The organism is Vagococcus penaei (genome assembly GCF_001998885.1).
Lineage (GTDB): Bacteria > Bacillota > Bacilli > Lactobacillales > Vagococcaceae > Vagococcus > Vagococcus penaei.
The window spans coordinates 1,219,959-1,244,592 of sequence record NZ_CP019609.1 but is presented as its reverse complement, the minus strand read 5'-3'; the positions used below and the strand labels follow the sequence as shown (position 1 = coordinate 1,244,592).

Here is a 24,634-nt window from a genome sequence, read left to right as displayed (position 1 = left end):
ATTTATAAAAGAAGGGAGGAAACTATTATGACAAAAACAATTGGCTATATTCGGACCAGTAAGAATAATCAAAATTTAGGTGTGGAGGTTCAAAAAGAAGCCTTGAATCGATATAAAATTGATTGTTTTTTTATTGAACAGGTATCTGGAAGAAAAGAAAATCGAAAAGAACTGAATAAAGCGTTAGAAGTATTAGAAAAGGGAGATACATTAGTGATTTATAAAATTGACCGTCTAGGGCGTTCTACTAAACAGCTGGTCAATATCATGAGTGAATTACAAGAAAGAGGTATTAATTTAATCAGTATTAAAGAAAATATTGATACATCAACACCGATGGGAAAGGTTATTTTTACAATACTTTCAGCGATTGCAGAACTTGAGGCAGATTATATATCTGAACGAACCAAAGAAGCATTGGCAATTTTAAAAGAAAATGGTGTTCAGCTAGGAAACAAAGGATTAGATGAGCGAACTATCAATAAAATTAAAAAGTTGTATGTAGAAACAGATTTAACGCAAAAAGAAATTGCAGAAAAATGTGATGTTTGTATTAAAACAGTATATAATATAAAGAAACGGTATCATTTAACCAGATGATAACTGATTATATATAATCTGGTATAATAATTGCCGGTAATGAACGTTCGTTTAAAACCAATAAAAAAAGCTGATATTTCCGAATACAAAAATTCGGCTCTATAATTTAAAGGACTGATGAATCAAAATTTGATTCATCAGTCCTTTTTTAGTTTATTTAAATATAAAACATGTCGTCTATCTAGTAAAATTTAAGTACCACCAAAAATCTAAGATAGAAAGGACGACATGTCGTGAATAATCATATCAAAAAAATGCTACGAATTACAGATGAACATTTATATTTAACAAATACGGAGGAAGCTAAAGTTAAAGGAAAGAACTCTTTAATTATCTTTGGCATCTATTCTCCCATGCCTTCGGCTTGTAAATCCTGTGGGTCAACTGTTGTTGATAATGAAGGAAAAAGTGTGGTTGTTAGGAATGGAAAAAAAGAAGTAACTATTCGATTAGATTCTTATCAAAATATGCCTACTGTTTTAAAACTAAAGAAACAACGATTCCATTGTAAAAACTGTTCTCACAATTGGACCGCACAGTGTTCTATTGTTGAAAAAAATTGTCATATCAGTAAATTTATTACTTTGAAGATTTTAGAATTATTAACTGAGAAAATCTCTATGACAGTTATATCTAAACAATGCCAAGTTTCTTTAACTACAGTTTTAAGAGTTCTTAAGTCCGTTGAATCACAGCTCCCACAACAACTTAAACCTCGATCTTTTCCAGAAGTTTTAATGGTAGATGAGTTTAGATCTCACGCTAGTTATGAAGATAAAATGAACTTCATATGTGCTGATGGGAAAACAGGTGAATTAGTGGACGTTTTACCTAGTAGGAAATTAGAGAAAATCATTCCTTACTTTAATCGCTCTTCATTGGAGGAACGGAGAAAAGTTAAATTTTTAGTAACAGATATGAATGCAGCTTACTTTCAATTGACTAAAACAGTCTTTCCTACTGCTAAGCTAGTCATTGATCGATTTCATATTGTAAAGCATTTGAACACTGCTTTTAATGATTTGAGAGTACGAGAAATGAAGACATTAGTTGCCAACAAGAAAAATTCAGAAGCCAATAAATTAAAATCAAACTGGAAATGTCTTCTGAAAAATCAAACAACTATTTCCATTTCAGAATTCAAAACCTGGAGAAGCTTTCCTTCTCCAAAGCATCCTCTTTTAACGGAATCTATGATGATTGATCGACTACTTTCATTCTCTTCTAATCTAAAAGAAGCTTATGATATCTTTCATTTACTAATGTATCACTTTAGAAACAAAGATGACCAGTCATTTTTCGAACTATTGAAAGATTTACCCGATAGCTTGGATAGACAATTTAGAAATAAAATAGACAATCTGATTTCCTACGAGGAAGGTATTCGAAATGCCCTAAAATATAATTTTTCCAATGGAAAAATCGAAGCTAAGAACACTCATATAAAAACTCTTAAAAGAGTTTCCTACGGGTTCAACTCCTTTACGAATATGCGCATAAGAATTTTCTTGATAAACGGCCTTATTAAAATTAAATAACTAAAAAAGATGATAAATCTGAGAATAATCTCAAATTTATCATCTCATATATCCGACTCATCAGTCCGATTTGACAAAGAGCCAAAAATTCAGATTTATCAACTCTTCTATGTATTTACATTTTTTTGTGCTTCATCGGTAACAAACGAACGTTTGATTCACGCAGCAAAAGAAGAGAAAGGATTGAGAAAATGGCACTAAAAGGCGGTCGTATTTTTCAGGAAATGATAGAAGTACCTGACGAGAAGGAAAAAGGATGTGGATGCATTGCTTGGATAATTTTTGCAGTAATTATCATTACAATTGCGATACATGTATTAGATTTTATTTTTCAACATCTGTTTATTTCTTTTTTGTTTATTGTGGGAATAATATTTGTGATTAGTTTATTTAATAAAAAGTAACAGAAGAGGTGAAGAAAATGAAACAATGGGTAAAAGTGACAAGTCTTGTCTTGTTATCATTTAGTGTGTTAGGTGCTTGTGGGAAAGAACAAAATACTAATGATAGTGAAGTTGATATTCAATCATCAACGCTTGAATCAACAGCACATACTGAAGAGAAAGAATCAATTATTCAATCAAAAACAGATACAGATTATGATAGTATTTATGTTCAAAATGATTTAGTTATTGCACAAACTGGGGATTACAGTTCATATAATTGGACAATTTATGATACATCATTAAATGAAAAAAATTCTATTTTAAATGCTGATATGGAAAGAAATGAACTAGCACATTCATTGAAAACTGAAATGGATGTAATTTTAGGAAAAGAAGTTCCAATAGAAGATGAAAATGAAATATTATCTACTTATTTAGATGAAAATGGTGATTTGAAAGGGATTCGGTTAGGAGAACGAACAGTTGATAATCCTGCATCTCTTAATACACTAACTTCTGGAAAATATGGAATATTTCCCTATCGTTTTTCTTCAAGAGTTACTGTTGATTATTTAGCAAATGATTATAGAGAAAAAAGATTTTCAACAGCACATGGTAGTATGTCAGGCGATATAAATAAAAATGGCTATTTAACACTTCTTGAACAAATGAATGATAGCAAGACAGTTAATGATACTTCTGTTCAGATTTATGATGCGAAATTAAAAGATAGTGGTGATAACAGTAGCGGTGAAAAAGATATAGCCACTAAAACAATCAATACAGTCAAATTAGATACCGCAACAAATATAAACGATAAAAATCGTCTATTTATCAGGCAGTATACAACTGGTTTAGTTGATGACCCTGCTATTTGGACATTTTATGATTTGGATTCTGATACAAGTTACAATTATCCATCAAACATAGAAATTGTTAAATTTGTTGACTATGGCATTGAGAAACCAATTGGTGATGGAGAATTTTTAGGAGATATTGGTGAAGCAGAAAACTATGTTTTTGAAGATTTAAATGAAAAAGTAACACCTGATGGCTCGACCCCATCTAGTATTGATTTTACATCAAGAAAAAAAGGGATTATTTCATCCGATGGAACAGTAATAAAAGAACCGTTTGCCTTTGAAATTAAGAAGCCTAATGTTAATGGAATTGCTCCTTATAAATTAGAAAAAGATGGCAAGTATGGACTGATTAACGTAAATACTGGTGAAATTATCAAAGAACCATTTGCCCATACTATTCAGCAATATAACGACAATGGATTATCAGCAATGACAGTATCTGAAGATGGGAAATATAGTATCATTAATGAAAAAGGAAATATATTAGAAGAAACAGAATATATTTATATATCACAGTTAACTAATGATAATCTAGCAAGTTATCGAGAAGAAGCAAATGGAAATCTAGGTGTGTTGAAAGTTAATGGATAAACTAATTCAGAAAAAATATGTCCTTCATAAAGTAAAAAATACTCTTTATAAAGCAAATGTGACAATTTCACAGCTAGTTGTAAATAGTGTAGCTAATGAATTATATAAAGAATATGAGAAATGTTTAGAGAAAGAGCAGAAATATTTATTGGGTTCTGATGAGATGGTAAAATTACTTTGGGATAAACATGTAGCGACTAAAGAAAAAGAATTATTGAAAGAGATATGAGTAAAATCATGTCTCTTTTTTTGTAAAAAGTTTTATCTCGAAATTATTGTCAAAAACCACTTAAAAAATGACCTCTTTAAAACCTTGATTTTATAGGGGTTTTTATATTATTGACAAAATTAATAGATTGTTGTTATATCAAGCTTTTAAAGCACTATTTTTCAAAAAATACCTTAAATTGAACGTGAAAAAATTTTTGTGGAGAATTATCCACTTCGTATTCAATTTGAAGTGTTTTTTTGTATATAGAAATGAGAATAATTAAATAAAACGTTGATAAATCAATGTTTTTAATTAGTTTGATTCTTTCTAAAGTTAGTAGGTAAAAGAATAGATTTTTTGTCTAAAATAAATGATACATTATCTTTACTTCAGTTTCAGATGATGGTATGGTCCATCCGTGATTAATAATTTAATTTTATATGGAGGAGTATGACATGGAGAAAGAAATAGGTAAATATGAAGATTTAGAGCAAGTTCAGCAAAAAATAAAAGAATGGCTGATGGTATTAGATAAAGTTTATTATGTAAAAATGACAATGATTGCTAAAGCGATTGGTATTCACGCCCAAAACTTACATAATTTTAGAAAAAATAAAAGAGGCTTGAGTGAAGAAAAAACGTTTTTGTTGGAAAAGTATCTGGTGCTAAAATATGGAAAATTATTGGATTTAGAGGAGGCAGATTATGCGGTTATATTTAAGTAGTATTGAAAATACAGAAAAACCTAAAAATATCCTAGTTAAAGCTATTTCAGCAACTATTTTAGAAGAATTAGTAGATATTTCTATGGAAGAATTTGCCAAAGAACTAACAGAGAATGGAAAAACAGCAGTGTTAGCAGAATTAACAGAGCCTAAATTATCTAAACAAACAGCAATTATCGGACAAGAATTAGTTATGCTTGATTTTGATAATAAAGATATGAACAATATCTATACGATTGATGCTTTAGAAGCAGATGAATTTATGTTAGACAATGCCTGCTTTATCTATCGAACATTTAGTGATAGAAATTCAGAAGTAGATAAATTTAGAGTAGTTTTTCGATTAGATAGGGTGGTTACTTCAACTAAAGAGATAGAAGCAATTTATCAATCCTTATTTAAAAAATATCCACAAGCAGATTCATCTGTTGGACAAACCAGTAGACTATTTTTTGGAAGTAATAGTGGCTATGAAGTGATTGATTGGGATAATAGATTGGATACTACAAAATTAGTAGAGGTAAGAAATACAGATATTTCTAAAGAGGTCAAAGCTATAAGTGGTGAAATGATTGATGATTCTATACCGAATTATGAATTATTAAAATTAGGTAGATTTGATATTGTGAAAGAGAAGTTAGGGGATAATTATAAACAAGAATTTCCTGATGATTATAACGCAATGAACTACTTTAAATCGTTAGATATGAGGGGATTTCTTGAATTACCTGATGAAAATCCGTTTTATGATATTTTTCATGAAGAAACAGAACCTAGTGCATCAGTATTTTATGCTGAAAAATATGGGATATTCTTATATAAATGTTTTAGTGAAAGTCATCCTTATTGTGGGAATATTATTTCTTTACTGGAACGTTATTTAAAAATATCTTCAATTGAAGTAGTTAACTTACTAGTAGAAATTAGTAGTTCAAAAGTAACAAATACATCGAAATTAGGACAAAGTAAATTTAACGCCCAAAAATTTAAAAAAGAATTACAATCAGGAGAATTAGAAGAAAACTATCCTGAATTATATAAATACTTTAGTAGATACCAAGTAGAAATTCCTATTATTTTAGATTTTATGTATGACTATGTATATACTGACGAGAATGGAGAGTTACGGTATTTAAATTATTATAGTATTAACAATTTAGCTAAGCAATTAGCTAGAGCTACCAATAAAAAGAAAATAAGTATTGATAGGACAAGACAAATTCTTTATCACATGATTGTAACTGAAGTGGTTAAAAAGAAACCAGAATCAGAAATTCCTGAAAACATATTTAGTAATTTGATATTGGAACAAAAGAAAGACAGTAATAAATTAAGGACTAGTAATATTTATGAACCAACGAACTTAACTGATGAAAATAAAGGTAATAGCGAAGGAATAGCTAAAATTTTGAGGGAAAATAAAGTAACGGTCGGTAGTCTAAGTTACGAGTTGGTATATAGATTATTTGGAGAGGAAAAAGCGTATCAAGATTTTCCACAATCATATGAACCACTTATTCAACGAAAAATGATTAAAATGAGTAAAACCAATAGTAATATAAGTCAAGCAAGTGAGAAGTTAGAAAAAACAGCTGTTAAAATTATCATGAATGAGATAGAAAAAAAGGGTTATGTATACGAAAAAGATGTTATTTCTAAGTTGGCTAAGGCGAGAAGATTGAAAATAAACGATACTAAGAAAAAGTTCCAGAAAATTCGAGTGGACATATATAACAAATATGATTTGAATACGTGTAGATTAACTAAAGAATTGTATAATCAGTTAGGAATTAAGGAGAAGTATTCATCTAAGAATGTTATATATAAAGTGAATTAGCATATTAGACAGGTAGTGTCTCTATCTGTCTTTTCTATTAGAAATCATTGATAATAAAGGATTATTTCTATGTATTAAGAATATTATCTCTTTTTATATCAATTCAAAATTGCGTATTGAACTAAGAAAATCCTTGTCGTTTACCCCTAGAAATACTGACGAAATTAATAGAAATCATTAGATACCTCTATAAGGAATATTCCCTCTAGAGGTATCTAATGAGGAGGCTTATAAAAGCCAATAAAATCAATAGTAAACTACGTGTTTTTTCTAAGGTCAATACGCAATTTTTATATCCCCTCTAGAGGTATCAAACGATGAGGTTAATAAAAGTCAATATAACTAGGGGCAAACTACCTGTTTTCACATATATAAATACGCAAAAACTTATTTACACTAAAAAATAGTGTGATATAAATAGCTTTGAAACGTTGATATATCAGTGTTTGTATTTTTGAGTTCAAGCAAGATTACATCTTGCTTACTTAATAGATGTGCTTATGTTTAGTAAAATAGCTAAAATTTGCTCTCTATCAGTGATTATGTATTTTTATATATAACGAAATTCTATGTTTATCTCTTTTTGATTTATTATATAAAAGTACTTGGAAAATTTATATGAACCTCTATCTAACAATAATATACATAATATTATATAAAATGAATCAATGAAGTTTCGGGATGATAAAATAACTCTAAATATATTTTAAACAGCACATAATATCTCTAGAGAGTGTTAGAAAATATTTTCGATAAAATTATACATAAAAATTTAAAACGTCTTAAAACGCAAAATAAGCAGCGTAGAATCGATTGTAGAAATCTATAAAATATTTTGAAACTTTTAAATAGTAAAATGACTTTGTGAATAGTAAATCATAATCTGATGGAAAGATAAAAATTTTACTTGTACCAGTTTTAAAATTTGAAAAACTATATGTAAACATTGATATATATACGTTTAAGTATAGTTTAGGAAAATTTTTGATACAAAAAACACCTTTCAGATAACTTTAAGCATAGAATTACCCACAAATTTTTCTTCGTGTCATCTGAGAGGTATTTTTTGAAAAATAGTCCTTTAAAAGCTTGATTTAACAATAATCTATTGATTTTGTCAACAAAGAGAAAACCCTTGGTTTTATTGACTTTTTCAAGTGTCATTTTTTAAGTGGTTTTTATCATAAAATTTGAGATAAAAAAATCATAATTATGAATAGTCCATTTAGATTAATTTCTTTAATTCGGTTGCAACAATTTCAGTGCTGATAAAATATTCTGGTGTTTGCTTCGATAAGGAGTATTTGCTAATACTTTCATATAATAGTCGGTTGCAGATTTGTTTGGAAATCAATTTCTTCAGTAAAGAATTGATAATGTTGAATCATATTATGGTTGATACTAATAATCGAACGATTATAATTTGAAGAAATTTCCAATCTACCAGCTTTTAGAAAATACTTTTTAATTTCAATAGGTTTGAAAATAGAGGCAATGCTTTTTTAGTGGGTATGATATTCATAATGTCCTCCAAGTGATTTTCTTTTATTATATCAGATGAATTTCTGTTAGGAATTAATTAATATACGTTTGTTTTAAAGCAATAAAATACCCTTTACTTTTTTATTAAATATAACAAATAATTAGATTTATATAAATAAGTAAAGTTAGATGTGAAGTGTTGATACGACAGTTAAAATTGCAATTTAAAAATGACGATGATACTATAAAAATATAACATGAATATTCATTATTCTTGTATAAAATTTTATATTAAAGGAGGTCATTTTTCATGACAGATGGAGCTTCACAAGGACTTTTCGTAATCGTAGCGGTGGTAATTTTTGGTATTTTTGTATTAATCGCTTATATCCTATTCCGTGAGACATTACAACCTAAGTTAGCTGAAATATTCAGTAAAGCAACAACTGATGCAGGAGCAAGCTTGAATTATAAATCTACACCTACACCTACACCTGCAGGTTAAAAAATGTTCTACAAATTTGCAATTATAGAAATAGGATGTTATCTTATTTATAGAGATGCGAAACAAAAAAGTCATATTTAAATTAAGAGAACAGTCTAGTCCACTGTTCTCTTTCCTTTTGGGCAAGTAGATTTATTCTGCTTGTCTTTTTTTATTAAAGTATATTTTTCTGAGAAGTTCATATCAAAACTACCTTTCCAGTTTTAGTTTTTATTTATCCAAAATCAAATAGAAAACTGTTATAATTAAATTGAATATTTTACGAAGGAGTTATGTGGAATGGCAAACTCACGTCAAAAGTACTTAACAAAAGCCAAAAAGAGTAAGAATGATGAGTTTTATACTCAGTGGTCAGATATAGAAAAAGAGATAAATGCTTATATAGAATATAATCCAAATGTTTTTAAAGAGAAAACAATTCTCTTGCCAGCAGATGACCCATTCGAGAGTAATTTTTTTAAGTTTTTTGCTACAAAATTTAATGAATTTGGAATTAAAAAATTAATTTCAACGTCATATGCACCAAGCCCGATTGTTAATACTCAACTTACATTGCTACCCGAATTAGTACCTGAAAAAGAAATTGGTAGTGGACGAAATAAATATTTCAAAGAAGCTTATAAGATAGAACTAACAGAAGTAGTAGATGAAGATGGTATGGGTGCAGTAAATATTAATGATGTAATTACTAGATTGAAAAAAGAAAAAGAAAAAATTGATTCTGGTGGAGAAAGTAGTATTCTATCTTATTTAGAAGGTGACACCAATCCTGATAGTATTGAAAGATTTTCAGCAGGAGATTTTCGTAGTCAAGAAGTATCGGAACTTAGAGAAGAAGCAGATATTATTATTACTAATCCACCTTTCTCGTTGTTTCGGGAGTTTTTAGGTTGGATAAATCCTATTGAGAAACAATTTTTGATTATTGGAAACATGAATGCGATTACCTACAAAGAAGTTTTTCCATTAATAAAGGACAATAAAATTTGGCTAGGAACAGGAATGGGAAGATGGATTTCAGGTTTTATTGTACCTGATAAGTATGAATTATATGGAACAGAAGCTAGAATAGAAAAGGGACAGAGGATTGTAGCGACAAATAATGCACTATGGTTAACTAATTTAGACCATGGGAAAAGGCATCAACCATTATCGTTAATGACAATGGAGGATAATAAGAAGTTCAGTAAACATAAAAGTGTTAAAGGAAAAGATTATGCTATTTATGATAATTATGACGCGATTGAAGTTCCCTTCACGGATGCAATTCCAAGTGATTATAAAGGGGTTATGGGTGTTCCAATTTCATTTTTAGATAAATATAATCCTGAACAATTTGAAATTATTGGAGCTAGTGACAATGGTGCTATTCATGAAAAATACAAACTACCCCATTTTAAAAAACATAACGAACCTTATGTGAACGGTAAAAAAGTATATAAACGGATATTTATTAAGGCGGTCGAATAATATATGATAACAACACTAAAGCAATACACAGTTTCAGAAATAGTTGACGGATTTATTTATAATGATTTCGAGGGCAAGGGTCTTTTTGGTTTGTCTGGAAAGTTAATCATTCAACCTGAGTATCAACGGAACTATATATATGCTGATGGAAAAAGAGACGTGGCTTGCATTGAGTCTATTCTTAAAGGTTATCCTTTGGGATTAATATATTTTAATAAGACCAAGAATAATTCATTTGAGGTATTAGATGGACAGCAACGAATTACATCAATTGGACGTTTTGTGGCAGGAAAATTTGCTGTTTTGGATTTTAACGGAAATAGAAATTTCTTTTCAGGGCTTAGTACAGACCAACAGGAAAAAATTATGAATTACCAACTTTTGGTTTATGAATGTGAAGGAAGCGAAAGTGAAATCAAGGCATGGTTTAAAACGATTAATATTTCAGGAGTACCGCTTAATGAACAAGAACTGAGAAATGCAATTTATTCTGGTCCTTTTGTATCAGAAGCGAAAAAGGAATTTTCAAATTCAGGAAATGCAAATCAACAAAAATGGCAAAGTTATATTAAGGGAGTTGCTAATAGGCAAGAGATTTTACAAGAAGCTTTAAATTGGGTAAGTAAAGGCAAAATTGATAATTATATGTCAAAGCATCGAAATGATACGAATATTAATGAATTAAAAACATATTTTAATACAGTTATAGATTGGGTATCTAGTGTTTTTACTAGCGTTGAATCTGAAATGCGTGGATTAGAGTGGGGAAGATTGTATGAAACATACCATAATATCTCCTATAATCCAACTGAAGTTGAAAAGAAAATCTCAAAATTATATGCAGATAGTGATGTAATGAAAAAATCTGGGATTTTTGAATATGTACTAAGTGGTGAAAAAACAGAATTTATTAAACTACTATCTATTCGTGCATTCTCAGAAACAGACAGAAAATCAAAATACAGAGAACAAACTAATGAGGCAGAAATGAATACTATCTCTAACTGTCCCATTTGTAATACTGATTTACAATACGAACACACTACACATATTTGGAAATACAAAGAGATGGCAGGAGACCACATAATACCATGGAGTAAAGGTGGTAAAACTGAACGAAGCAATCTACAAATGCTATGTAAGCATCACAATAGTTTGAAATCAAATCATTAGCAACTAGTATTTTGGTCAATTGAGTTATAACTTGTATTGAATTTAATAAATAACTGATATTTATTTATATATATTATACAAGTCAATTTAAATATGTTTAAACTAAATATTTTTATAGTAATAGCTAACAGCATTTTACTTGTAAAAAATGATTAAATAACGAATTTTAAATAAAAAGCCTTTAACTAGGCTTTTTATTGTAATGATATCGTACTGTAATGTGAATTTCGTAACATAATTATTATGAAGATTGGGGTGTGACAATGAGCTATATTGAAAAAATATTAATCCAAGGTTTAAAAAAATTTAAAGATTTTGAAATTGTGTTCAATAAAGATATGAATGTTTTAGTTGGTGAGAATGAAGCGGGAAAAAGTACAATTTTAGAAGCGATAAATTTAGCCTTAAACCAAAAAATATACGGGTTGATAGATGGAAATAATGAACAATTATTTAACGCAGATAATATTAAACAATTCAAGAATAAACCCGAATTTTCTCGGTTACCTGAAATTCTAATAGAAGTATATTTAAATATGGATTCAGAGATTTCAATAAGTAAACAACACTTTATGGGATTGGATTATACGAATGGGAAAATATTGAAGGAAGAAAAAACAGGTATAAAATTTTGGTATCATTTTGATAATGATTTTGAACAAGAATTTTTTAAAATAAATTTTTCTGAAAACCCCAACATACCTATAGAATTTTATAAATTTGAATGGCTTACATTTCAAGGGAGTAGCTATAAAAGATTGAAAAATCCAATAAAATCTCTTTTTATTGATAATTCATCTGTAAAGAATGATTTGTATGGCTCTTATGCCAAACAAGTTTTTGAAAATAAGATACCAAATGATATCCGAAGAAAATTGTCTATGAAGCTAAAAACACATATTTCTGATTTCGTAGCTTCAGAATCAGAATCACTAAAAATAGGCGAACAGTCTATCTCTATTGACGAGAAGAAATCTGGTATTACTAAAATAATTGATATCCGAGAAAACAATATATCTATACAAAATATGGGGAAAGGTAAAGAGAATTTTATTAAGACTGAGGTTGCATTGCAAATAGATTCAAGTCTTATTTTAGTTGAAGAACCAGAAAATCATTTAAGTCATTCAATGACAAAAAAATTAATTGAAAAAATAAAAGTAGAGTCAGATAATTCCTAAATAATTATTACTACCCATAATCCTCTAATAACGTCTAGATTAAATATTCAAAAGACTATATGGATAACTCCAAATGCAAAAGCAGTAAAATTGAATGATGTAGATAAAAAGGTAGCTAAATTCTTTGAGAAATCAGATAATGCTAGCCTACTAGAGTTCATCTTATCCCAAAAAGTAATTTTAGTAGAAGGTGCAACAGAATATATTTATATTCCTAACTTTTATCAGACTGTTTGTGGAAAAGGTATAGATGAATCTGGTGTGCATATAATATCGATGTCAGGAATTACTTATAAAAACTATATTGAAATTGCTAAAAAAATTCAAAAACCACTTTTAGTTATTACGGATAATGATGGAGATGCTGATAGAATAACGACTATTGAGGCATTGAATAATTGCCTAAAAGCAGATGGATACAATATATTAATAAAATGTGATGGGAGTATACAGAATTCTACTTTTGAGAGAGTTTTATTTAATGAGAATATCGAAATATTAACTGATTATAAAAAAAATTCAAACGTGTCTACTATTTATAAAAAAGAAGAATTAGGAAGCAAAGCATTAGCATATATGTTGAAAAATAAAGCCGATTCTGCTATTGAGATAACAACAAATTCTGAATTTATTGATAACTTAAAAGTTCCAATATATATAAGAGAGGGATTGGAATGGCTAAATCAGGTAAAATAATCCTTGCAAGAGCAGGTTCGGGGAAAACGTATCATATTGCTAATGCATTTGATGAGAAAAAATCAGTTTTGTTTATTACTTTCACCAATCAAAACGTGGCGAATATAAAAAAAGAAATTAGGCAGAGATTTAATAATATTATTCCCAACAATATTGAAGTAATCACATATACTAGCTTCTTATATTCATGGATTATTAGTCCGTTAGAGGCAGTTCTACCATTTGAAAATATCAGAAGTAGAGGTGTAGATATTTTTAAAGAACCAGTTCCTCATACAAACCCACCAACAAAAGGATATATTAAAGATGATAAGATTGGACACTACTTAAATCCAGCTAATAATAGATACTATGCTAGTCGACTATCGAAGTTGATAATAAAAAATAAAAAGATACTAAAACCTTTGATTGAAGAAAGATTATCATTGCTTGTTGACACAATATATATTGATGAGTTTCAAGATTTTAAAGGGGAAGATTTTGATTTATTAATGTTATTGATGAAATCAAAAAAAGTTTATACAGTTGCTGTAGGAGATTTTTATCAACACTCTGTTGCTATGACATCTTCTAAAAGTGGTAAACCTTATAAAAAACAAAAAGTATTTCTTACTGAGGAAGAGTTTTGTTTATCACTACCTAAATCATTAGAATTTGATAGAGAAGTATTAAAGAAAAGCAGAAGAGTTCCAAGCAATATTTGTTCAGCTATTGAAAAGAAGTTAGGTATAGATATACTATCTTGTAATGAGCAAAAAGGAAGCTTTAAGTATATTATTGATATTGATGAATTAGAACAACTTTTAATTGATGAAGGATGCGTGAAATTAGTTTATCGAAAAGCTTCAGCTTTTCCATATCAACCTGCTATCAATTGGAGTTATTGTAAAGGAGATACTTATTCAAAAGTTTTAGTAATATTAACAGAACCATATAAAAAATTTAGTGAGGAAAATTATATAATTCCTAAGAACACTAGTCAAGCTGAAGTAAATAAATTATATGTAGCTTTAACTCGAAGTAATAATGAGCTATATATATGTACCAAAAGTCTTTTTGACTTATTCAATAAACAAAGAATTGAAAAAGGAGAATGATATGGACATCAAGAAATCTCTGTTAAATTTTATTACAGATGGGGTAGTTACTTGTAAACAACTTGCCGATTTTTATGATACTTATCACGAAAATAAAGAATTTAAGGATGCAGTTGATTTTCTAAGTGGAAGTATTGTAATAGATATGGGGCAATTAAAGGACGAATTGTATGCTTCTGAAGATTCACATGAGTTAGGTGCGGTAGAATTTATGCAAAAGCATTATCCTTCAGCAGTTTTATTTATAGATTTAATCCCTAAGGAAAAGCGGAAATTTATTTAATAAACATATAACTACTGACTATTTTCTATTTCTACTGGGTATAGTGTAAAAACTTTCCATATTCTAATAAATTGGGTCTATTTTATTTTTGAAATGTTATCCAATCCCTTGATAAATGTGGCTAAACTTCATTTTATTTTTGGGTCTGGATTTTGAAAATTTGAGGTAAATTGAAGAATTTGAGACTGTATTCTAAAGGGGGAATAAATGGTGGGAAAAACCATTGTAAACGTTGATATATAAGGATTTCCGTCTAGCTCTTAAACGCGCTGGTTTACTTACTCGGGACGCACGTATGGTCGAACGTAAGAAACCAGGCTTGAAAAAAGCAAGAAAAGCAAGTCAATTCTCAAAACGTTAATCGTTGTTATATCAACGTTTCAAGACACTTTCCAAGTATTTGGAAGGTGTCTTTTTTTGTTGAGGTAATGAAAAAGGTAATGACGGACTTATTTTGTAGCTATAATCCAGTGTACGAAATGAATTTATCAACTGCATTTCGTTGTGCTTTCTCAGTTACATGAGAATATGTGTTTAGCGTTGTTTCGGCATTTTTATGACCTAGTCTATCTTGTGTTTCTTTAATGCTAGCCCCACCTTCTAAAAGTAAAGTAGCATGTGTATGTCGTAATCCGTGAATTGTTACATGTTTAAATTGATATTTCTTTTCTAATTTACGCATGATGTTATTTGAATAGTCAGCGTGCAGGGGTTGATTTATTTTTCCATCAGCATTTATATAAGTGAAAATTAACTGATCTTTTCTTTTAGTATTTATCCCAAATTGTAGTAGTTCTAAAGCCTGTTCTTTCTTCCATTTCCTTAACATTTCAATTGTTTGGATAGGCTACACTTGACTAGACAGAAAAAATAAGGTGTGATGAGAATAAGAAAACACACTGGAGGAAATGTCATGTTAGAACGTAAACCAAGAAGAACTTTTACCAAAGAATTTAAACAACAAATGGTAGATCTTTACCAATCAGGAAAACCTAGAATAGATATTATTCGTGACTATGAGTTAACTCCTTCAACTTTTGATAGGTGGGTAAAACAAGGAACAACCACAGGTTCATTCAAAGAAAAAGATAATTTAACACCTGAACAAAAGGAATTAATCAAACTCAGAAAAGAACTTAAAATGCTTGAAATGGAAAATGATATTTTAAAGCAAGCGGCGCTGATATTCGGACGAAAAGGCAAGTAATTAAAGCCAACAAACATAAATATTCTATATCAGCGATGTGCCGAGTCCTTAAAATATCAAGACAAACTTACTATTATCAGGAAAAGAAGCCATTACTAGAAAGTGAACTAGAAGAAATTGTGGAAATGATTTTTCGCCAAAATAAAAAAGCTTATGGCGCTCGTAAAATAAAAAAAGCACTTAGTTTAGAAGGCATCATTCTCAGTAGAAGAAAAATTAGAAGGATTATGCGACACAGAAACCTCGTTTCTGTGTATACGAAAGCTTATTTTAAGGTGGTATCTTCTAATGTGAATGAGTCTAAAATAACCAATCAATTAAAACGTCATTTTAACTCCGTTATGCCATTAGAAAAAGTTGTCGCCGATTTAACTTATGTCAAGGTTGGCAATCGTTGGCACTATGTCTGTTTAATTCTTGATTTATTTAATCGAGAAATCATTGGATTTAGTTGTGGGGCATCAAAAGATGCCGAATTAGTTAAACAGGCATTTTATACGATTCCGTACGCCTTAACAAACATTCAGTTGTTTCATACTGATAGAGGAAAAGAATTTGATAACCAAGTGATTGATACCATACTAAATACATTTAATATCAAGCGATCGTTGAGTAGAAAAGGAAATCCCTGGGATAATGCCGTCGCCGAGTCAACTTATAAATCCTTTAAAGCAGAGTTCGTTTATCCCAATCAGTTTGAGACACTAAAAGAATTATCTGTGGCTCTTTATGACTATGTTCATTGGTGGAATCATTTCAGAATACACGGAGCATTGAATTATGTCACTCCGCTTAGTATCAGAGCTCAGAGATTAGCGATAGCTTCCCTTGAGGATGAGTCAAACTGTGATACGTGTGAGATAGCGGGTTGATTTTTATAAGTCAACACACCGCGAAAGAGTCACAGTTTGAGAGGCTCATGGTCAAGGGTAATCGGATAACAGTACCAATGTTTTGACACCTTATAATATTTGTCAAAAAAAGTGTTGCCATTCCATTATCTTAGCTTTGATTCAAACGATAATTACGAGTGCATGGGGATTGTCCGATAATCGTCAACAACTGCTTAATTCAGCGACATTAGGAAAACATGTCCGGTTGACAGCGACTAGTTCAGACTCTTTGATCCAGAGTTTACATTCTCGCAATTTATCTGATTTATTTAATCAACTGAATAAATCGACGCCAGATTATCTGCCAATCTATGCTGAAACGACAAAGAATAAGTATCAACAGTATCGCGAAGAAGTGATTGAATGCGTTGGATTTGATAAAAAAGTGGTGTCAGGAAAATTGCGGGTCTCTTGGAAATCAAATTTTGGGGAGCAGGTTTCAGTTCCAGTGATTGTCTATGCAGGGACTAGAGTGAATTTAAACGGAAAAGAGTTGGATAAAAGCCGAGTAATTTTAAGCGACATTGGTGTGCCAACGGTTCAAAGTAGTCAAGGAGAAAACTGGTTAGAACTTGATTATCCTAAAACGCATTTTTTTAATTATCTATTATTAGGTGTCATTGGTTGGTGGATAGGCTGTTTGTGGTATTTGATGCGGAAACAGCGAGATGCAAAACGGATGCGTGTGCCTCGACCATCTTTAGTTTCATCTGTTATACTGAAAGGACAAATTGATGAGATAGATGAGTGACGAATAATCTAATTGATTTATCTCTAAATAGGAGGATGACAATGTACTATCAACAATGGTATGAATCATCACTTGGTAGGTTACGATTAGTGTGCTCAGACGATGCATTAGTTGGTATCTGGTTTGAGGGACAAATGTATGAGGGAGTTGGATATGATCTTCAAGCAATTCCGGTACAAACGACACCGATTATCATGCAAACAATTCGATGGTTAGATGTATATTTTTCAGGTCAACAACCGAGTTTAGATGGGTTATCCTTAGCACCAAATGTAACGGCCTTTCGTCGACGTGTCTTGGCGTGTTTACAAATGGTGCCTTACGGTGAGACAGTGACTTATCAATGGTTAGCTGATTGTTTAGCAGAAACAGGTCCCAAGACAGCTGCACGTGCGATAGGTGGTGCAGTAGGACATAATCCGCTCGCTATAATTATTCCATGCCATCGGGTGATTGGGAGTAGTGGTCGCTTGACCGGCTATGCGGGTGGTATCGACCGGAAAATTGATTTATTAGTATTGGAAGGGCATGACCGTGAGCAGTTGGAGAAGATGCGGTAATGTATGAGTTTCTTACCGGTACTCTCAACATATCCAATTAAAATAACACGTCACGTGGTCAATTAACTGACCATATGACGTGTTTATTATTTTTTATAATAGTTTACTTTCCCAACGTCCGATCTAGGATAGTCCGTAATGGGAAATAAAGTAAACTCACAATAATGACTGCGGCAATGGCATTGATTAGTGTGATATATAAAGCAGAGATACTACTTGTGACAGCGACAGGTACCGTTGCACCGAGTACAAGTGCCATAACGGTATTTTTTAAGAAGGTCATTCCTAACTTAGCAATACCAGCTACTACTGTTAGTAAAATTAGCTTAGGTGTTGTTGGTTGCTTGGCGAACTGTGTGCTTCTAAGAACTAGGCTTAGGATACCAGCAATGATAAAGCATTCTAAAATAAAATATGGTGCTTCAGCAGCAAAACCATTCAAGACATCAAAAATGACAAAACCTAGACTACCAGCAATGGCACCCGGAAGAACGCCAAGTAACAACACAGCTAAAATAAAAACACTGCTTCCTAAATGGATAAATGGTTGTCCAACTAATGCAGGCAGTGGAATACGGATAGTCGTTGCAATGGTAACTAATGCTGCAAAGAGCGCAATTGCAACGATTTTACGTGTAGAAAAATTAGTATTCGTCATGTGATTCAGTCTCCTTTTTTAATAATTGGTTACGATAGGCACCGTGCCATAGATAGCCGACGTGCTTATTGAGATAGACGCCTTGTTGGATGCCTACATGGACATAGTCTTTGGCTTGGTAGGTGGCTTGTTTTACAGTCAACCCATTAGCTAATCCGGCAGTAATTGTGGCAGCAAAAGAACAGCCCGCACCATGTGTCGTATCGGTATCGAGTTTGGGTGATGTCAGCATGGTAAAGTTTGTACCATCATAGAGTAGGTCAAGTGCTTGGTCACCTGGAAAGCGACTCCCGCCTTTGATGACAACATATTTAGGACCTAAGTCGTGAATCGTTTTGGCTGCACGTTTTAGTTGGTCTAATGTATTAAATGCCGGCATTTGGGCTAAGACCTGGGCTTCGATTAAATTTGGTGTCACAACAGTCGCAAGAGGAAAGAGCCGTCGGACAAGATCAGCGACATTTCGTGATTGAAACAAGTCAGTTGTACTTTTGACTGCCATAACGGGATCGATAACTAAGTGAGCTGGTTTATGTTTTTGTAAATAATATGCCACCTGAGCAATATTTTCTGTTTGACCTAACATCCCAATTTTAATGGCAGCTAGATGGTCGGCAGAAAAGCCTGTTATTAGTTGTTTATCGACACTTTCGGATGGCATTAAGAAAACATCGCTACCAAGCGTATCTGGATTAAAGGTCACCACACTGGTGATCGCGCTAATACCAAATGCGTTAAATTCTTGAAAGGTTTTGAGGTCTGCTTGAATGCCAGCCCCTCCACCAGCATCAGAGCCGGCGATTGTGAGTATCTTTGGAATCATGTAAAAATCTCCTTCGTTTACGTGGTAGCATTATGCTATAGTTAGTGTAAATGAAAAAGCGTGTGGAGGTAACGACCAATTTAGCTAAATTGGACCCCTCCAATTTTTAATGAGGTGAATGCATGTGGCAATTAGATAAACAGTCTACCCAACCGCTGTATCAACAGATAATTCAACTAATACAAATAAAGATTGAGCGAGGAGACCTGGTCTCTGGTGATAAATTACCGTCTGAGCGACAATTAGCAAATTGGCTTAGTGTCAATCGTTCAACGGTTATTCGTGCGTTTGATGAGTTAACGGCAACTGGTATCTTGGAACGACGTCGAGGCAGTGGGACTCATATTGCTAATCTACCCAAAGAGGTTGATTTGGGTCTTGGTTTAACGTGGCGTCATTATATTAAACAGGGGCGACAGGGGACAAAGGGCCAGTTCCAAGCACAAGTAAATGCCTTACTTGAAAACAATGAATCGACAATTATTGATGGTTATTCGTCAGATTTACCATTGGCTTTAATTCCAGAGTTGACTATTCCAAATATGAGTTGGCATGACTTGATTCAAAAAAGCCGTCAACAAGAAGCACTTGGTGTTTTAGCTTTGCGTCAAGCAATTGTAGCGATGATGAGTGATGAGATGGGTGTCAGCTTGGATGTTAATCAAGTTATGGTAACTTATGGAGGTCAACAGGCCATTTTTTTACTGCTTCATGCACTACTACGTCAAGGGGATACTGTTGCAGTTGGTACACCGTCATTTTTTTATTCACTACCGATGTTTAAAGTTTTGGGTATTAAAACTGTAGGGATTCCTTTGACTCGAGATGGTTTGGATTTAGGAGCGTTTGAGTTGGCTTGTCAAAATCAGACGATTAAATGCCTATTTATTAATTCATCGTTTCAAAATCCAACTGGTGTGACAATGAGCCTGGCTAATCGGCAGGCTGTTATCAAGTTGTGTCAAATATACCAAGTATTGATTGTAGAAGATGATGTTTTTGGCTTATTACGTTTTCCTGAAACAGTACGTGTGCCATTACTCTATGAGTTAGCGCCTGAGCGTGTGTTGTATATTGGCTCATTAACAAAAGTCTTGGGTCCGACGCTTCAAATCGGGTGGCTTGTCGCACCAAGTTATCTGCTGAAACAATTGACGCAAGTCCGTGATGCTTGGGAGCTTGATGTGAATAGTTATTCGCAAGTGATAGCAACTCATGCGCTACAGGATAATTTTTCAGAGCAATTAAAGCAGTTACGTCAAGGACTTGAAAAACGGGCCCAACAGTTTACAACTCAGCTAATACGAGAATTAGGTCACAAATTTGTTTGTCAACCAATTACAGGTGGGTATTATTTGTGGGTGACGTATTTAGGGAGACCGTTGACTGTGACAGATTGGCGTCAGATGTTGACGTGTTCATTTTTTGTCATGCCTAGTTTTCTAATGACAGATAGTCGGCAAGCCTGTCGGATTAATTTAGCGAGACTTTCACCACAGGATATGCCTCTGGCAATTAAGTCTTTACATGAGTTAGTACAAGTTTGGGAAAACTCTTAAGTGCTTGGTATCCAAATTTGAAAAGCTAGCAAGTTGACTGTTGTTTGATAACAGTTGACTTGCTAGCTTTTAAACTAGTTCGATTAAAAAATATATGCCATAATTTGATCAATCATGGTTAAGTCAGAGGCATGAATTCTTTCAATAAATTCAACATGACGCTGGGTGTAGTCGAGTGATTTGATTTGCGAGATTACGACTTGTCCTTTCGTTTGGTAGTCTTTTGCTAGATTATAACGTGTTGGGTAGTTTTTTTCAGTTGATGTGATGGGACAGACAATCGCAAATTTAGTTGATAAATTAAAGTCGTAGTTGGACACAACTAAGGCAGGACGACGTTTTTTTATTTCTACACCCGTTGAAGGGTCAAAGTCAATCCAAACAATATCTCCTTTATGCGGAATATGTGGTTTAGTCATCGATTATTTCGCCTCCACGAGCAGTCATTTCTTCCCATAAATCAGCCTCATAAAAGCTTCCTTCGTCTATATCTTTAAAGGGGTTATCAATTTTTGGGGTTAGCATAATAGTTCCATTTTCATGATAAGTCACGAGATATTTTTTCCCAGCGACTAGTTCGATATTTTCAGCGTTTGGGAGTGTGATGACAACTGATTTTCCTTGGTTTTGGGTCTTGGTTTCAAGCATATGACGCACCTCCTTGTAAGTCAATTATAGGGACTATTTTTGTTGTAATCAAGGTATGAGTGATAGACTTATTCATCTAAACTAGAGGGTCAATTTATGTGTGTTTTTGAATGTCTTAACGTTTAATCTGCGAGGGGAAAGCTTAAGGTCATTTCACCAAAGCCTTTCTCCGTCATTTTTCCTAACAGTGTATTGGCGTGTGCGAAGGCTAAGTCAGCCATTTTTTGATTCACCGCTTCTAAATTAGGTAAGGTTTTATCATGATTGAGATACTCTTGATCGGTTTGATATTGAATATAACGGCAAGCGGCGAGTACCTGTTGTTCTGTGTCCGTTGCTAGATTCTTATATGAGTCATAGTGACTATCACCAAGAACTGCTGTGAGTGTGCTTAACCAAAACATATAGTTTGGATTAAATATTGTGGGTGTCTCACGATAACAAGCAGGGGTTTGGTTAACAGAAGCGTAAAAAGGGACGAGTGCATTAAAAGTATTTGGTCCAAAGGCTAACCAGTGGATACCTATAATATCAGTTGGCATATTGGAGCGAATTTGTAAAATATGTGTTTCTAGATTGCGATTAATTCCGATAGGACGGAACTGCTTACGGGTTGCGTCATTCGTTGTTCCATATGGATCGAATGGCGTGTGTTGGTAATGAGAACTTAAAACATATTTCACGTCTTCAATGCTAATTTTTTTTGCAGGTCGACAAATAAAAGGTAACTCATGATCAGTAGGTACTTGTTCTATTTCGGGATTAAAATAGCGTTGGACATACCAAGCACGGGGATTATTGTAGCAAGTATCTTTACTACTTGAGCTACCAAAAATATGTCGTAAATTTATAACTTTAGCATCCGGATTCAATTGATGTGATTGAATAAATTCTGGTAGATCAGCGGAATATAAAGTATCGTCTGAGTCAAAATCAAACAAATCAATATTTAGTCGATTAGTTGCAATAACATAAGCATCATCAGGAATGCGAATAGCTGCCCACCGATGACCACCAAGGGTTTCCATATACCAGACGTCTTCTTGATCTGAAAAAGCTATGCCGTTTGATTCATTGGTTCCGTAAGTTGCAAGTAACTGCCCCAATCTAAGCACACCTTCTTTCGCTGTATGGATGTAAGGTAATACTAAGCTTAGAATATCAGCTTCTCCAATACCTTCTGGAACTAAGGGATCAAGACCTAAAATTCGAGGATTGGTTGTAATTGTTTCTGTGGCAGTCATTGCAACATTTGCTTGATTAATCCCAGCTGCTCCCCAAACACCAAAGCGCTTATCAGCATCTGGTGTGGATGTATATTTTAAGGGTTTATCAGGTAAAGAAATTAATGTGCCAGTTGCAGCTGCTTTAAATTCTGTGGGTTGTTCGTCGGGATGAACTACGACAAATTTTTGGGGATTGGGTGTATCTCCACCATCTTCATTGCGGGCAATCATAGCTGAGCCATCAATAGAAGCGTGTTTACCGACTAAAAATGTTGTACATGAACGAATGCGTTGAGTCATGAGTATCACCATCCTTTATATAGATTACTTTCATTATAAACAGTTTCAACGAAAAAGACGAATGAACCAATAGCAATTAAGCAAGAAAGCCAGTTAAGTAAAATTGCTTATTTAAAGTAAGTCATTTTACTTGTTAAATAGGCGTTTATTTTATATACTTACAAAAAGTAAGTTTAAAACAAGTATTAGAAAGGAAGAAAGAATAAATGACCGAATTAACGCAAAAAAGACATATTGGAAAAGTCGTTTTAACAGTCAAAGATTTAGTTCAAATGACACAATTTTATCAAAAAATAATTGGTATGGAGGTGATTACCCAGAATTCAGAGGCTGTCGTTTTAGGTGCTAAAAATAATTCTCAAGGATTAATTGTTTTGCAACAAGCAACTTCTGACCATTTAGGCCGACAAACACATGGACTATTCCACTTGGCTTTATTATTACCAACTAGAGAGGCTCTAGGTACAATGTTACAACATTTAATCGATACGACTTATCCATTGACTGGAGCGAGTGATCATGGTTATAGTGAGGCGATTTACTTAAATGATCCAGAAGGTAATGGGATTGAAATTTATTGGGATAAACCAACCTCTGAGTGGGATATTCAACCAGATGGACAAATTATTGGTGTGACTGAGCAGATGGATATTGCAGGTGTTCTAAAGATAGCACAATCACATTTTAACGGGTTACCATCGACTAGTTATTTAGGACATGTACATCTGGCAGTAGCTGATTTAAAAGAGACAGCGCATTTTTATCATGATGTATTAAATTTAGATATTACGCTTAATTTAGGTGGTCAAGCGTTATTTTTTGCAACAGAAGGTTACCATCACCATATTGCAGCGAATACTTGGCTTGGGACAGATACAGCAGAGTTTCCGTTATCTGGAGCACTTGGCTTAGCGTATTATACTTTGCTTGTGACACAGCAAGAACGTCTGAGTGAGATGCGTCAGCGCCTGGACGAACAAAATTATCCCTATAAATGGGATGAAATGACATCAACCTTGACAGTTACTGATCCTACAGGTATTTTGATGAAAATAGAATTGGCGCAAATTGATTAAAGAAAAGTAATAAGCACAGTTAAAAGTTGAGCGATATGACTTTTAACTGTGCTTATTTTATTATTAATTAGATAGATTCCTGATAATTGGCACAGTATTCTGCATTTTCATGACTATTATCTTGAGGTAAATCCAGGCTTTCAAAGAGGTCAGCATAACGTGCAGCAACTAGTTTTTTAGATGAGTCAATGTAGGAATCGCCTGCTTGACGAGTAACTAAATGGGTTAGTATAAATAGGCCTGCCGTCATTTGCTGAGGAGTTGATAAGCTAGTAGATTATTTCTTGATGTGAAA

The 24,634-nt window shown here is 32.5% G+C and carries 25 protein-coding genes and 1 pseudogene; 20 read left to right on the top strand and 6 right to left on the bottom strand.

What is annotated here, in order from left to right:
• Window positions 1-27 precede the first annotated feature (27 nt).
• From BW732_RS05785 to rpsI, 15 genes and pseudogenes are all read left to right on the top strand, one after another.
• Entirely contained in the window at window positions 28-600 is a 573-nt protein-coding gene (locus BW732_RS05785; RefSeq protein ID WP_077275891.1) for a recombinase family protein, read from the top strand.
• Between the two features lie 233 nt (window positions 601-833).
• Window positions 834-2,138, top strand: a complete 1,305-nt coding sequence (locus BW732_RS05780) for an ISL3 family transposase (protein ID WP_077274886.1) — start codon at window positions 834-836, stop codon at window positions 2,136-2,138.
• A 191-nt stretch (window positions 2,139-2,329) separates the two neighbouring features.
• Window positions 2,330-2,542 (top strand): preprotein translocase, SecE subunit domain protein, encoded by a 213-nt coding sequence (locus BW732_RS05775; protein ID WP_075575472.1) that lies wholly within the window; start codon window positions 2,330-2,332, stop codon window positions 2,540-2,542.
• Window positions 2,543-2,559: 17 nt separating this feature from the next.
• Window positions 2,560-3,978 (top strand): hypothetical protein, encoded by a 1,419-nt coding sequence (locus BW732_RS05770; protein ID WP_077275890.1) that lies wholly within the window; start codon window positions 2,560-2,562, stop codon window positions 3,976-3,978.
• Entirely contained in the window at window positions 3,971-4,207 is a 237-nt protein-coding gene (locus BW732_RS05765) for a hypothetical protein (protein WP_077275889.1), read from the top strand. Before BW732_RS05770 ends, BW732_RS05765 begins: the two co-directional genes overlap by 8 nt.
• Window positions 4,208-4,644: 437 nt before the next feature.
• Window positions 4,645-4,914 carry a hypothetical protein gene (locus BW732_RS05760; RefSeq protein ID WP_077275888.1) on the top strand — a complete coding sequence of 90 codons (270 nt, stop codon included), beginning with the start codon at window positions 4,645-4,647 and terminating at the stop codon, window positions 4,912-4,914.
• A complete protein-coding gene (locus BW732_RS05755; RefSeq protein WP_077275887.1) occupies window positions 4,895-6,751 on the top strand; it encodes a hypothetical protein in 1,857 nt (618 codons plus the stop codon). Before BW732_RS05760 ends, BW732_RS05755 begins: the two co-directional genes overlap by 20 nt.
• A 1,792-nt stretch (window positions 6,752-8,543) precedes the next feature.
• A complete protein-coding gene (locus BW732_RS05745; RefSeq protein WP_077275885.1) occupies window positions 8,544-8,738 on the top strand; it encodes a hypothetical protein in 195 nt (64 codons plus the stop codon).
• A gap of 279 nt (window positions 8,739-9,017) precedes the next feature.
• Window positions 9,018-10,208 carry an adenine-specific methyltransferase EcoRI family protein gene (locus BW732_RS05740; RefSeq protein ID WP_077275884.1) on the top strand — a complete coding sequence of 397 codons (1,191 nt, stop codon included), beginning with the start codon at window positions 9,018-9,020 and terminating at the stop codon, window positions 10,206-10,208.
• A 3-nt stretch (window positions 10,209-10,211) separates the two neighbouring features.
• Window positions 10,212-11,381: an HNH endonuclease family protein gene (locus BW732_RS05735; protein WP_077275883.1), complete on the top strand. Its 1,170-nt coding sequence runs from the start codon at window positions 10,212-10,214 to the stop codon at window positions 11,379-11,381.
• Between the two features lie 263 nt (window positions 11,382-11,644).
• Window positions 11,645-12,562, top strand: coding sequence for an AAA family ATPase (locus tag BW732_RS05730; RefSeq protein ID WP_077275882.1), 918 nt, complete (start codon window positions 11,645-11,647; stop codon window positions 12,560-12,562).
• A gap of 90 nt (window positions 12,563-12,652) precedes the next feature.
• A complete protein-coding gene (locus BW732_RS05725) occupies window positions 12,653-13,258 on the top strand; it encodes a TOPRIM nucleotidyl transferase/hydrolase domain-containing protein (RefSeq protein WP_077275881.1) in 606 nt (201 codons plus the stop codon).
• Window positions 13,237-14,355, top strand: a complete 1,119-nt coding sequence (locus BW732_RS05720; RefSeq protein WP_077275880.1) for a DEAD/DEAH box helicase family protein — start codon at window positions 13,237-13,239, stop codon at window positions 14,353-14,355. The genes BW732_RS05725 and BW732_RS05720 overlap by 22 nt, the downstream gene beginning before the upstream one ends.
• Window position 14,356: 1 nt before the next feature.
• A complete protein-coding gene (locus BW732_RS05715) occupies window positions 14,357-14,638 on the top strand; it encodes a hypothetical protein (RefSeq protein WP_077275879.1) in 282 nt (93 codons plus the stop codon).
• A gap of 244 nt (window positions 14,639-14,882) precedes the next feature.
• Window positions 14,883-14,999: pseudogene (rpsI, locus tag BW732_RS05710) on the top strand (30S ribosomal protein S9); the annotation flags it as partial.
• Between the two features lie 99 nt (window positions 15,000-15,098).
• Here the strand turns inward: rpsI and BW732_RS05705 are convergent.
• On the bottom strand, window positions 15,099-15,467 hold the full coding sequence (locus tag BW732_RS05705; RefSeq protein WP_077275878.1) for a tyrosine-type recombinase/integrase: 369 nt from the start codon (window positions 15,465-15,467) through the stop codon (window positions 15,099-15,101).
• 84 nt (window positions 15,468-15,551) lie between these two features.
• On the opposite strand from BW732_RS05705, the gene BW732_RS05700 reads away from it, so the two are divergent.
• From BW732_RS05700 to BW732_RS05690, 3 genes are all read left to right on the top strand, one after another.
• Window positions 15,552-16,717 (top strand): IS3 family transposase gene (locus BW732_RS05700; RefSeq protein WP_126844577.1). Its coding sequence is split into 2 segments (ribosomal slippage): window positions 15,552-15,831 and window positions 15,831-16,717, totalling 1,167 coding nucleotides; the frame shifts between segments, so codons are not numbered across the junction.
• Window positions 16,718-16,886: 169 nt separating this feature from the next.
• Entirely contained in the window at window positions 16,887-17,489 is a 603-nt protein-coding gene (locus tag BW732_RS05695; protein WP_126844442.1) for a hypothetical protein, read from the top strand.
• Window positions 17,490-17,530: 41 nt separating this feature from the next.
• Window positions 17,531-18,049: a methylated-DNA--[protein]-cysteine S-methyltransferase gene (locus tag BW732_RS05690; protein WP_077275876.1), complete on the top strand. Its 519-nt coding sequence runs from the start codon at window positions 17,531-17,533 to the stop codon at window positions 18,047-18,049.
• Between the two features lie 103 nt (window positions 18,050-18,152).
• On the opposite strand, the gene BW732_RS05685 is transcribed toward BW732_RS05690, so the two are convergent.
• Both BW732_RS05685 and thiD read right to left on the bottom strand, forming a co-directional pair.
• Window positions 18,153-18,707, bottom strand: a complete 555-nt coding sequence (locus BW732_RS05685; RefSeq protein ID WP_077275875.1) for an ECF transporter S component — start codon at window positions 18,705-18,707, stop codon at window positions 18,153-18,155.
• Window positions 18,694-19,530, bottom strand: a complete 837-nt coding sequence (thiD, locus tag BW732_RS05680) for a bifunctional hydroxymethylpyrimidine kinase/phosphomethylpyrimidine kinase (RefSeq protein ID WP_179946089.1) — start codon at window positions 19,528-19,530, stop codon at window positions 18,694-18,696. The genes BW732_RS05685 and thiD overlap by 14 nt, the downstream gene beginning before the upstream one ends.
• A gap of 122 nt (window positions 19,531-19,652) precedes the next feature.
• Between thiD and BW732_RS05675 the strand changes: the two genes are divergently transcribed.
• Entirely contained in the window at window positions 19,653-21,089 is a 1,437-nt protein-coding gene (locus BW732_RS05675; RefSeq protein WP_077275874.1) for an aminotransferase-like domain-containing protein, read from the top strand.
• Window positions 21,090-21,172: 83 nt separating this feature from the next.
• Here BW732_RS05675 and BW732_RS05670 read toward each other — a convergent pair whose 3' ends face one another.
• From BW732_RS05670 to BW732_RS05660, 3 genes are all read right to left on the bottom strand, one after another.
• Window positions 21,173-21,508 carry a type II toxin-antitoxin system PemK/MazF family toxin gene (locus tag BW732_RS05670; protein ID WP_077275873.1) on the bottom strand — a complete coding sequence of 112 codons (336 nt, stop codon included), beginning with the start codon at window positions 21,506-21,508 and terminating at the stop codon, window positions 21,173-21,175.
• Complete coding sequence (mazE, locus tag BW732_RS05665; RefSeq protein ID WP_077275872.1) at window positions 21,501-21,737, bottom strand: type II toxin-antitoxin system PemI/MazE family antitoxin; 237 nt, start codon at window positions 21,735-21,737, stop codon at window positions 21,501-21,503. The genes BW732_RS05670 and mazE overlap by 8 nt, the downstream gene beginning before the upstream one ends.
• A 122-nt stretch (window positions 21,738-21,859) precedes the next feature.
• Window positions 21,860-23,263 carry a C69 family dipeptidase gene (locus tag BW732_RS05660; protein WP_077275871.1) on the bottom strand — a complete coding sequence of 468 codons (1,404 nt, stop codon included), beginning with the start codon at window positions 23,261-23,263 and terminating at the stop codon, window positions 21,860-21,862.
• Between the two features lie 206 nt (window positions 23,264-23,469).
• Between BW732_RS05660 and BW732_RS05655 the strand changes: the two genes are divergently transcribed.
• Window positions 23,470-24,339: a VOC family protein gene (locus BW732_RS05655; RefSeq protein WP_077275870.1), complete on the top strand. Its 870-nt coding sequence runs from the start codon at window positions 23,470-23,472 to the stop codon at window positions 24,337-24,339.
• The last annotated feature ends 295 nt before the right edge of the window (window positions 24,340-24,634 follow it).

What these genes read in the sequence shown, in the direction of transcription:
- BW732_RS05785 (WP_077275891.1), top strand. Translation starts at nt 28, where the DNA reads ATGACAAAAACAATTGGCTATATTCGGACCAGTAAGAATAATCAAAAT.
- BW732_RS05775 (WP_075575472.1), top strand. Translation starts at nt 2,330, where the DNA reads ATGGCACTAAAAGGCGGTCGTATTTTTCAGGAAATGATAGAAGTACCT.
- BW732_RS05770 (WP_077275890.1), top strand. Translation starts at nt 2,560, where the DNA reads ATGAAACAATGGGTAAAAGTGACAAGTCTTGTCTTGTTATCATTTAGT.
- BW732_RS05765 (WP_077275889.1), top strand. Translation starts at nt 3,971, where the DNA reads ATGGATAAACTAATTCAGAAAAAATATGTCCTTCATAAAGTAAAAAAT.
- BW732_RS05760 (WP_077275888.1), top strand. Translation starts at nt 4,645, where the DNA reads ATGGAGAAAGAAATAGGTAAATATGAAGATTTAGAGCAAGTTCAGCAA.
- BW732_RS05755 (WP_077275887.1), top strand. Translation starts at nt 4,895, where the DNA reads ATGCGGTTATATTTAAGTAGTATTGAAAATACAGAAAAACCTAAAAAT.
- BW732_RS05745 (WP_077275885.1), top strand. Translation starts at nt 8,544, where the DNA reads ATGACAGATGGAGCTTCACAAGGACTTTTCGTAATCGTAGCGGTGGTA.
- BW732_RS05740 (WP_077275884.1), top strand. Translation starts at nt 9,018, where the DNA reads ATGGCAAACTCACGTCAAAAGTACTTAACAAAAGCCAAAAAGAGTAAG.
- BW732_RS05735 (WP_077275883.1), top strand. Translation starts at nt 10,212, where the DNA reads ATGATAACAACACTAAAGCAATACACAGTTTCAGAAATAGTTGACGGA.
- BW732_RS05730 (WP_077275882.1), top strand. Translation starts at nt 11,645, where the DNA reads ATGAGCTATATTGAAAAAATATTAATCCAAGGTTTAAAAAAATTTAAA.
- BW732_RS05720 (WP_077275880.1), top strand. Translation starts at nt 13,237, where the DNA reads ATGGCTAAATCAGGTAAAATAATCCTTGCAAGAGCAGGTTCGGGGAAA.
- BW732_RS05715 (WP_077275879.1), top strand. Translation starts at nt 14,357, where the DNA reads ATGGACATCAAGAAATCTCTGTTAAATTTTATTACAGATGGGGTAGTT.
- BW732_RS05705 (WP_077275878.1), bottom strand. Translation starts at nt 15,467, where the DNA reads ATGTTAAGGAAATGGAAGAAAGAACAGGCTTTAGAACTACTACAATTT.
- BW732_RS05690 (WP_077275876.1), top strand. Translation starts at nt 17,531, where the DNA reads ATGTACTATCAACAATGGTATGAATCATCACTTGGTAGGTTACGATTA.
- BW732_RS05685 (WP_077275875.1), bottom strand. Translation starts at nt 18,707, where the DNA reads ATGACGAATACTAATTTTTCTACACGTAAAATCGTTGCAATTGCGCTC.
- thiD (WP_179946089.1), bottom strand. Translation starts at nt 19,530, where the DNA reads ATGATTCCAAAGATACTCACAATCGCCGGCTCTGATGCTGGTGGAGGG.
- BW732_RS05675 (WP_077275874.1), top strand. Translation starts at nt 19,653, where the DNA reads ATGTGGCAATTAGATAAACAGTCTACCCAACCGCTGTATCAACAGATA.
- BW732_RS05670 (WP_077275873.1), bottom strand. Translation starts at nt 21,508, where the DNA reads ATGACTAAACCACATATTCCGCATAAAGGAGATATTGTTTGGATTGAC.
- mazE (WP_077275872.1), bottom strand. Translation starts at nt 21,737, where the DNA reads ATGCTTGAAACCAAGACCCAAAACCAAGGAAAATCAGTTGTCATCACA.
- BW732_RS05660 (WP_077275871.1), bottom strand. Translation starts at nt 23,263, where the DNA reads ATGACTCAACGCATTCGTTCATGTACAACATTTTTAGTCGGTAAACAC.
- BW732_RS05655 (WP_077275870.1), top strand. Translation starts at nt 23,470, where the DNA reads ATGACCGAATTAACGCAAAAAAGACATATTGGAAAAGTCGTTTTAACA.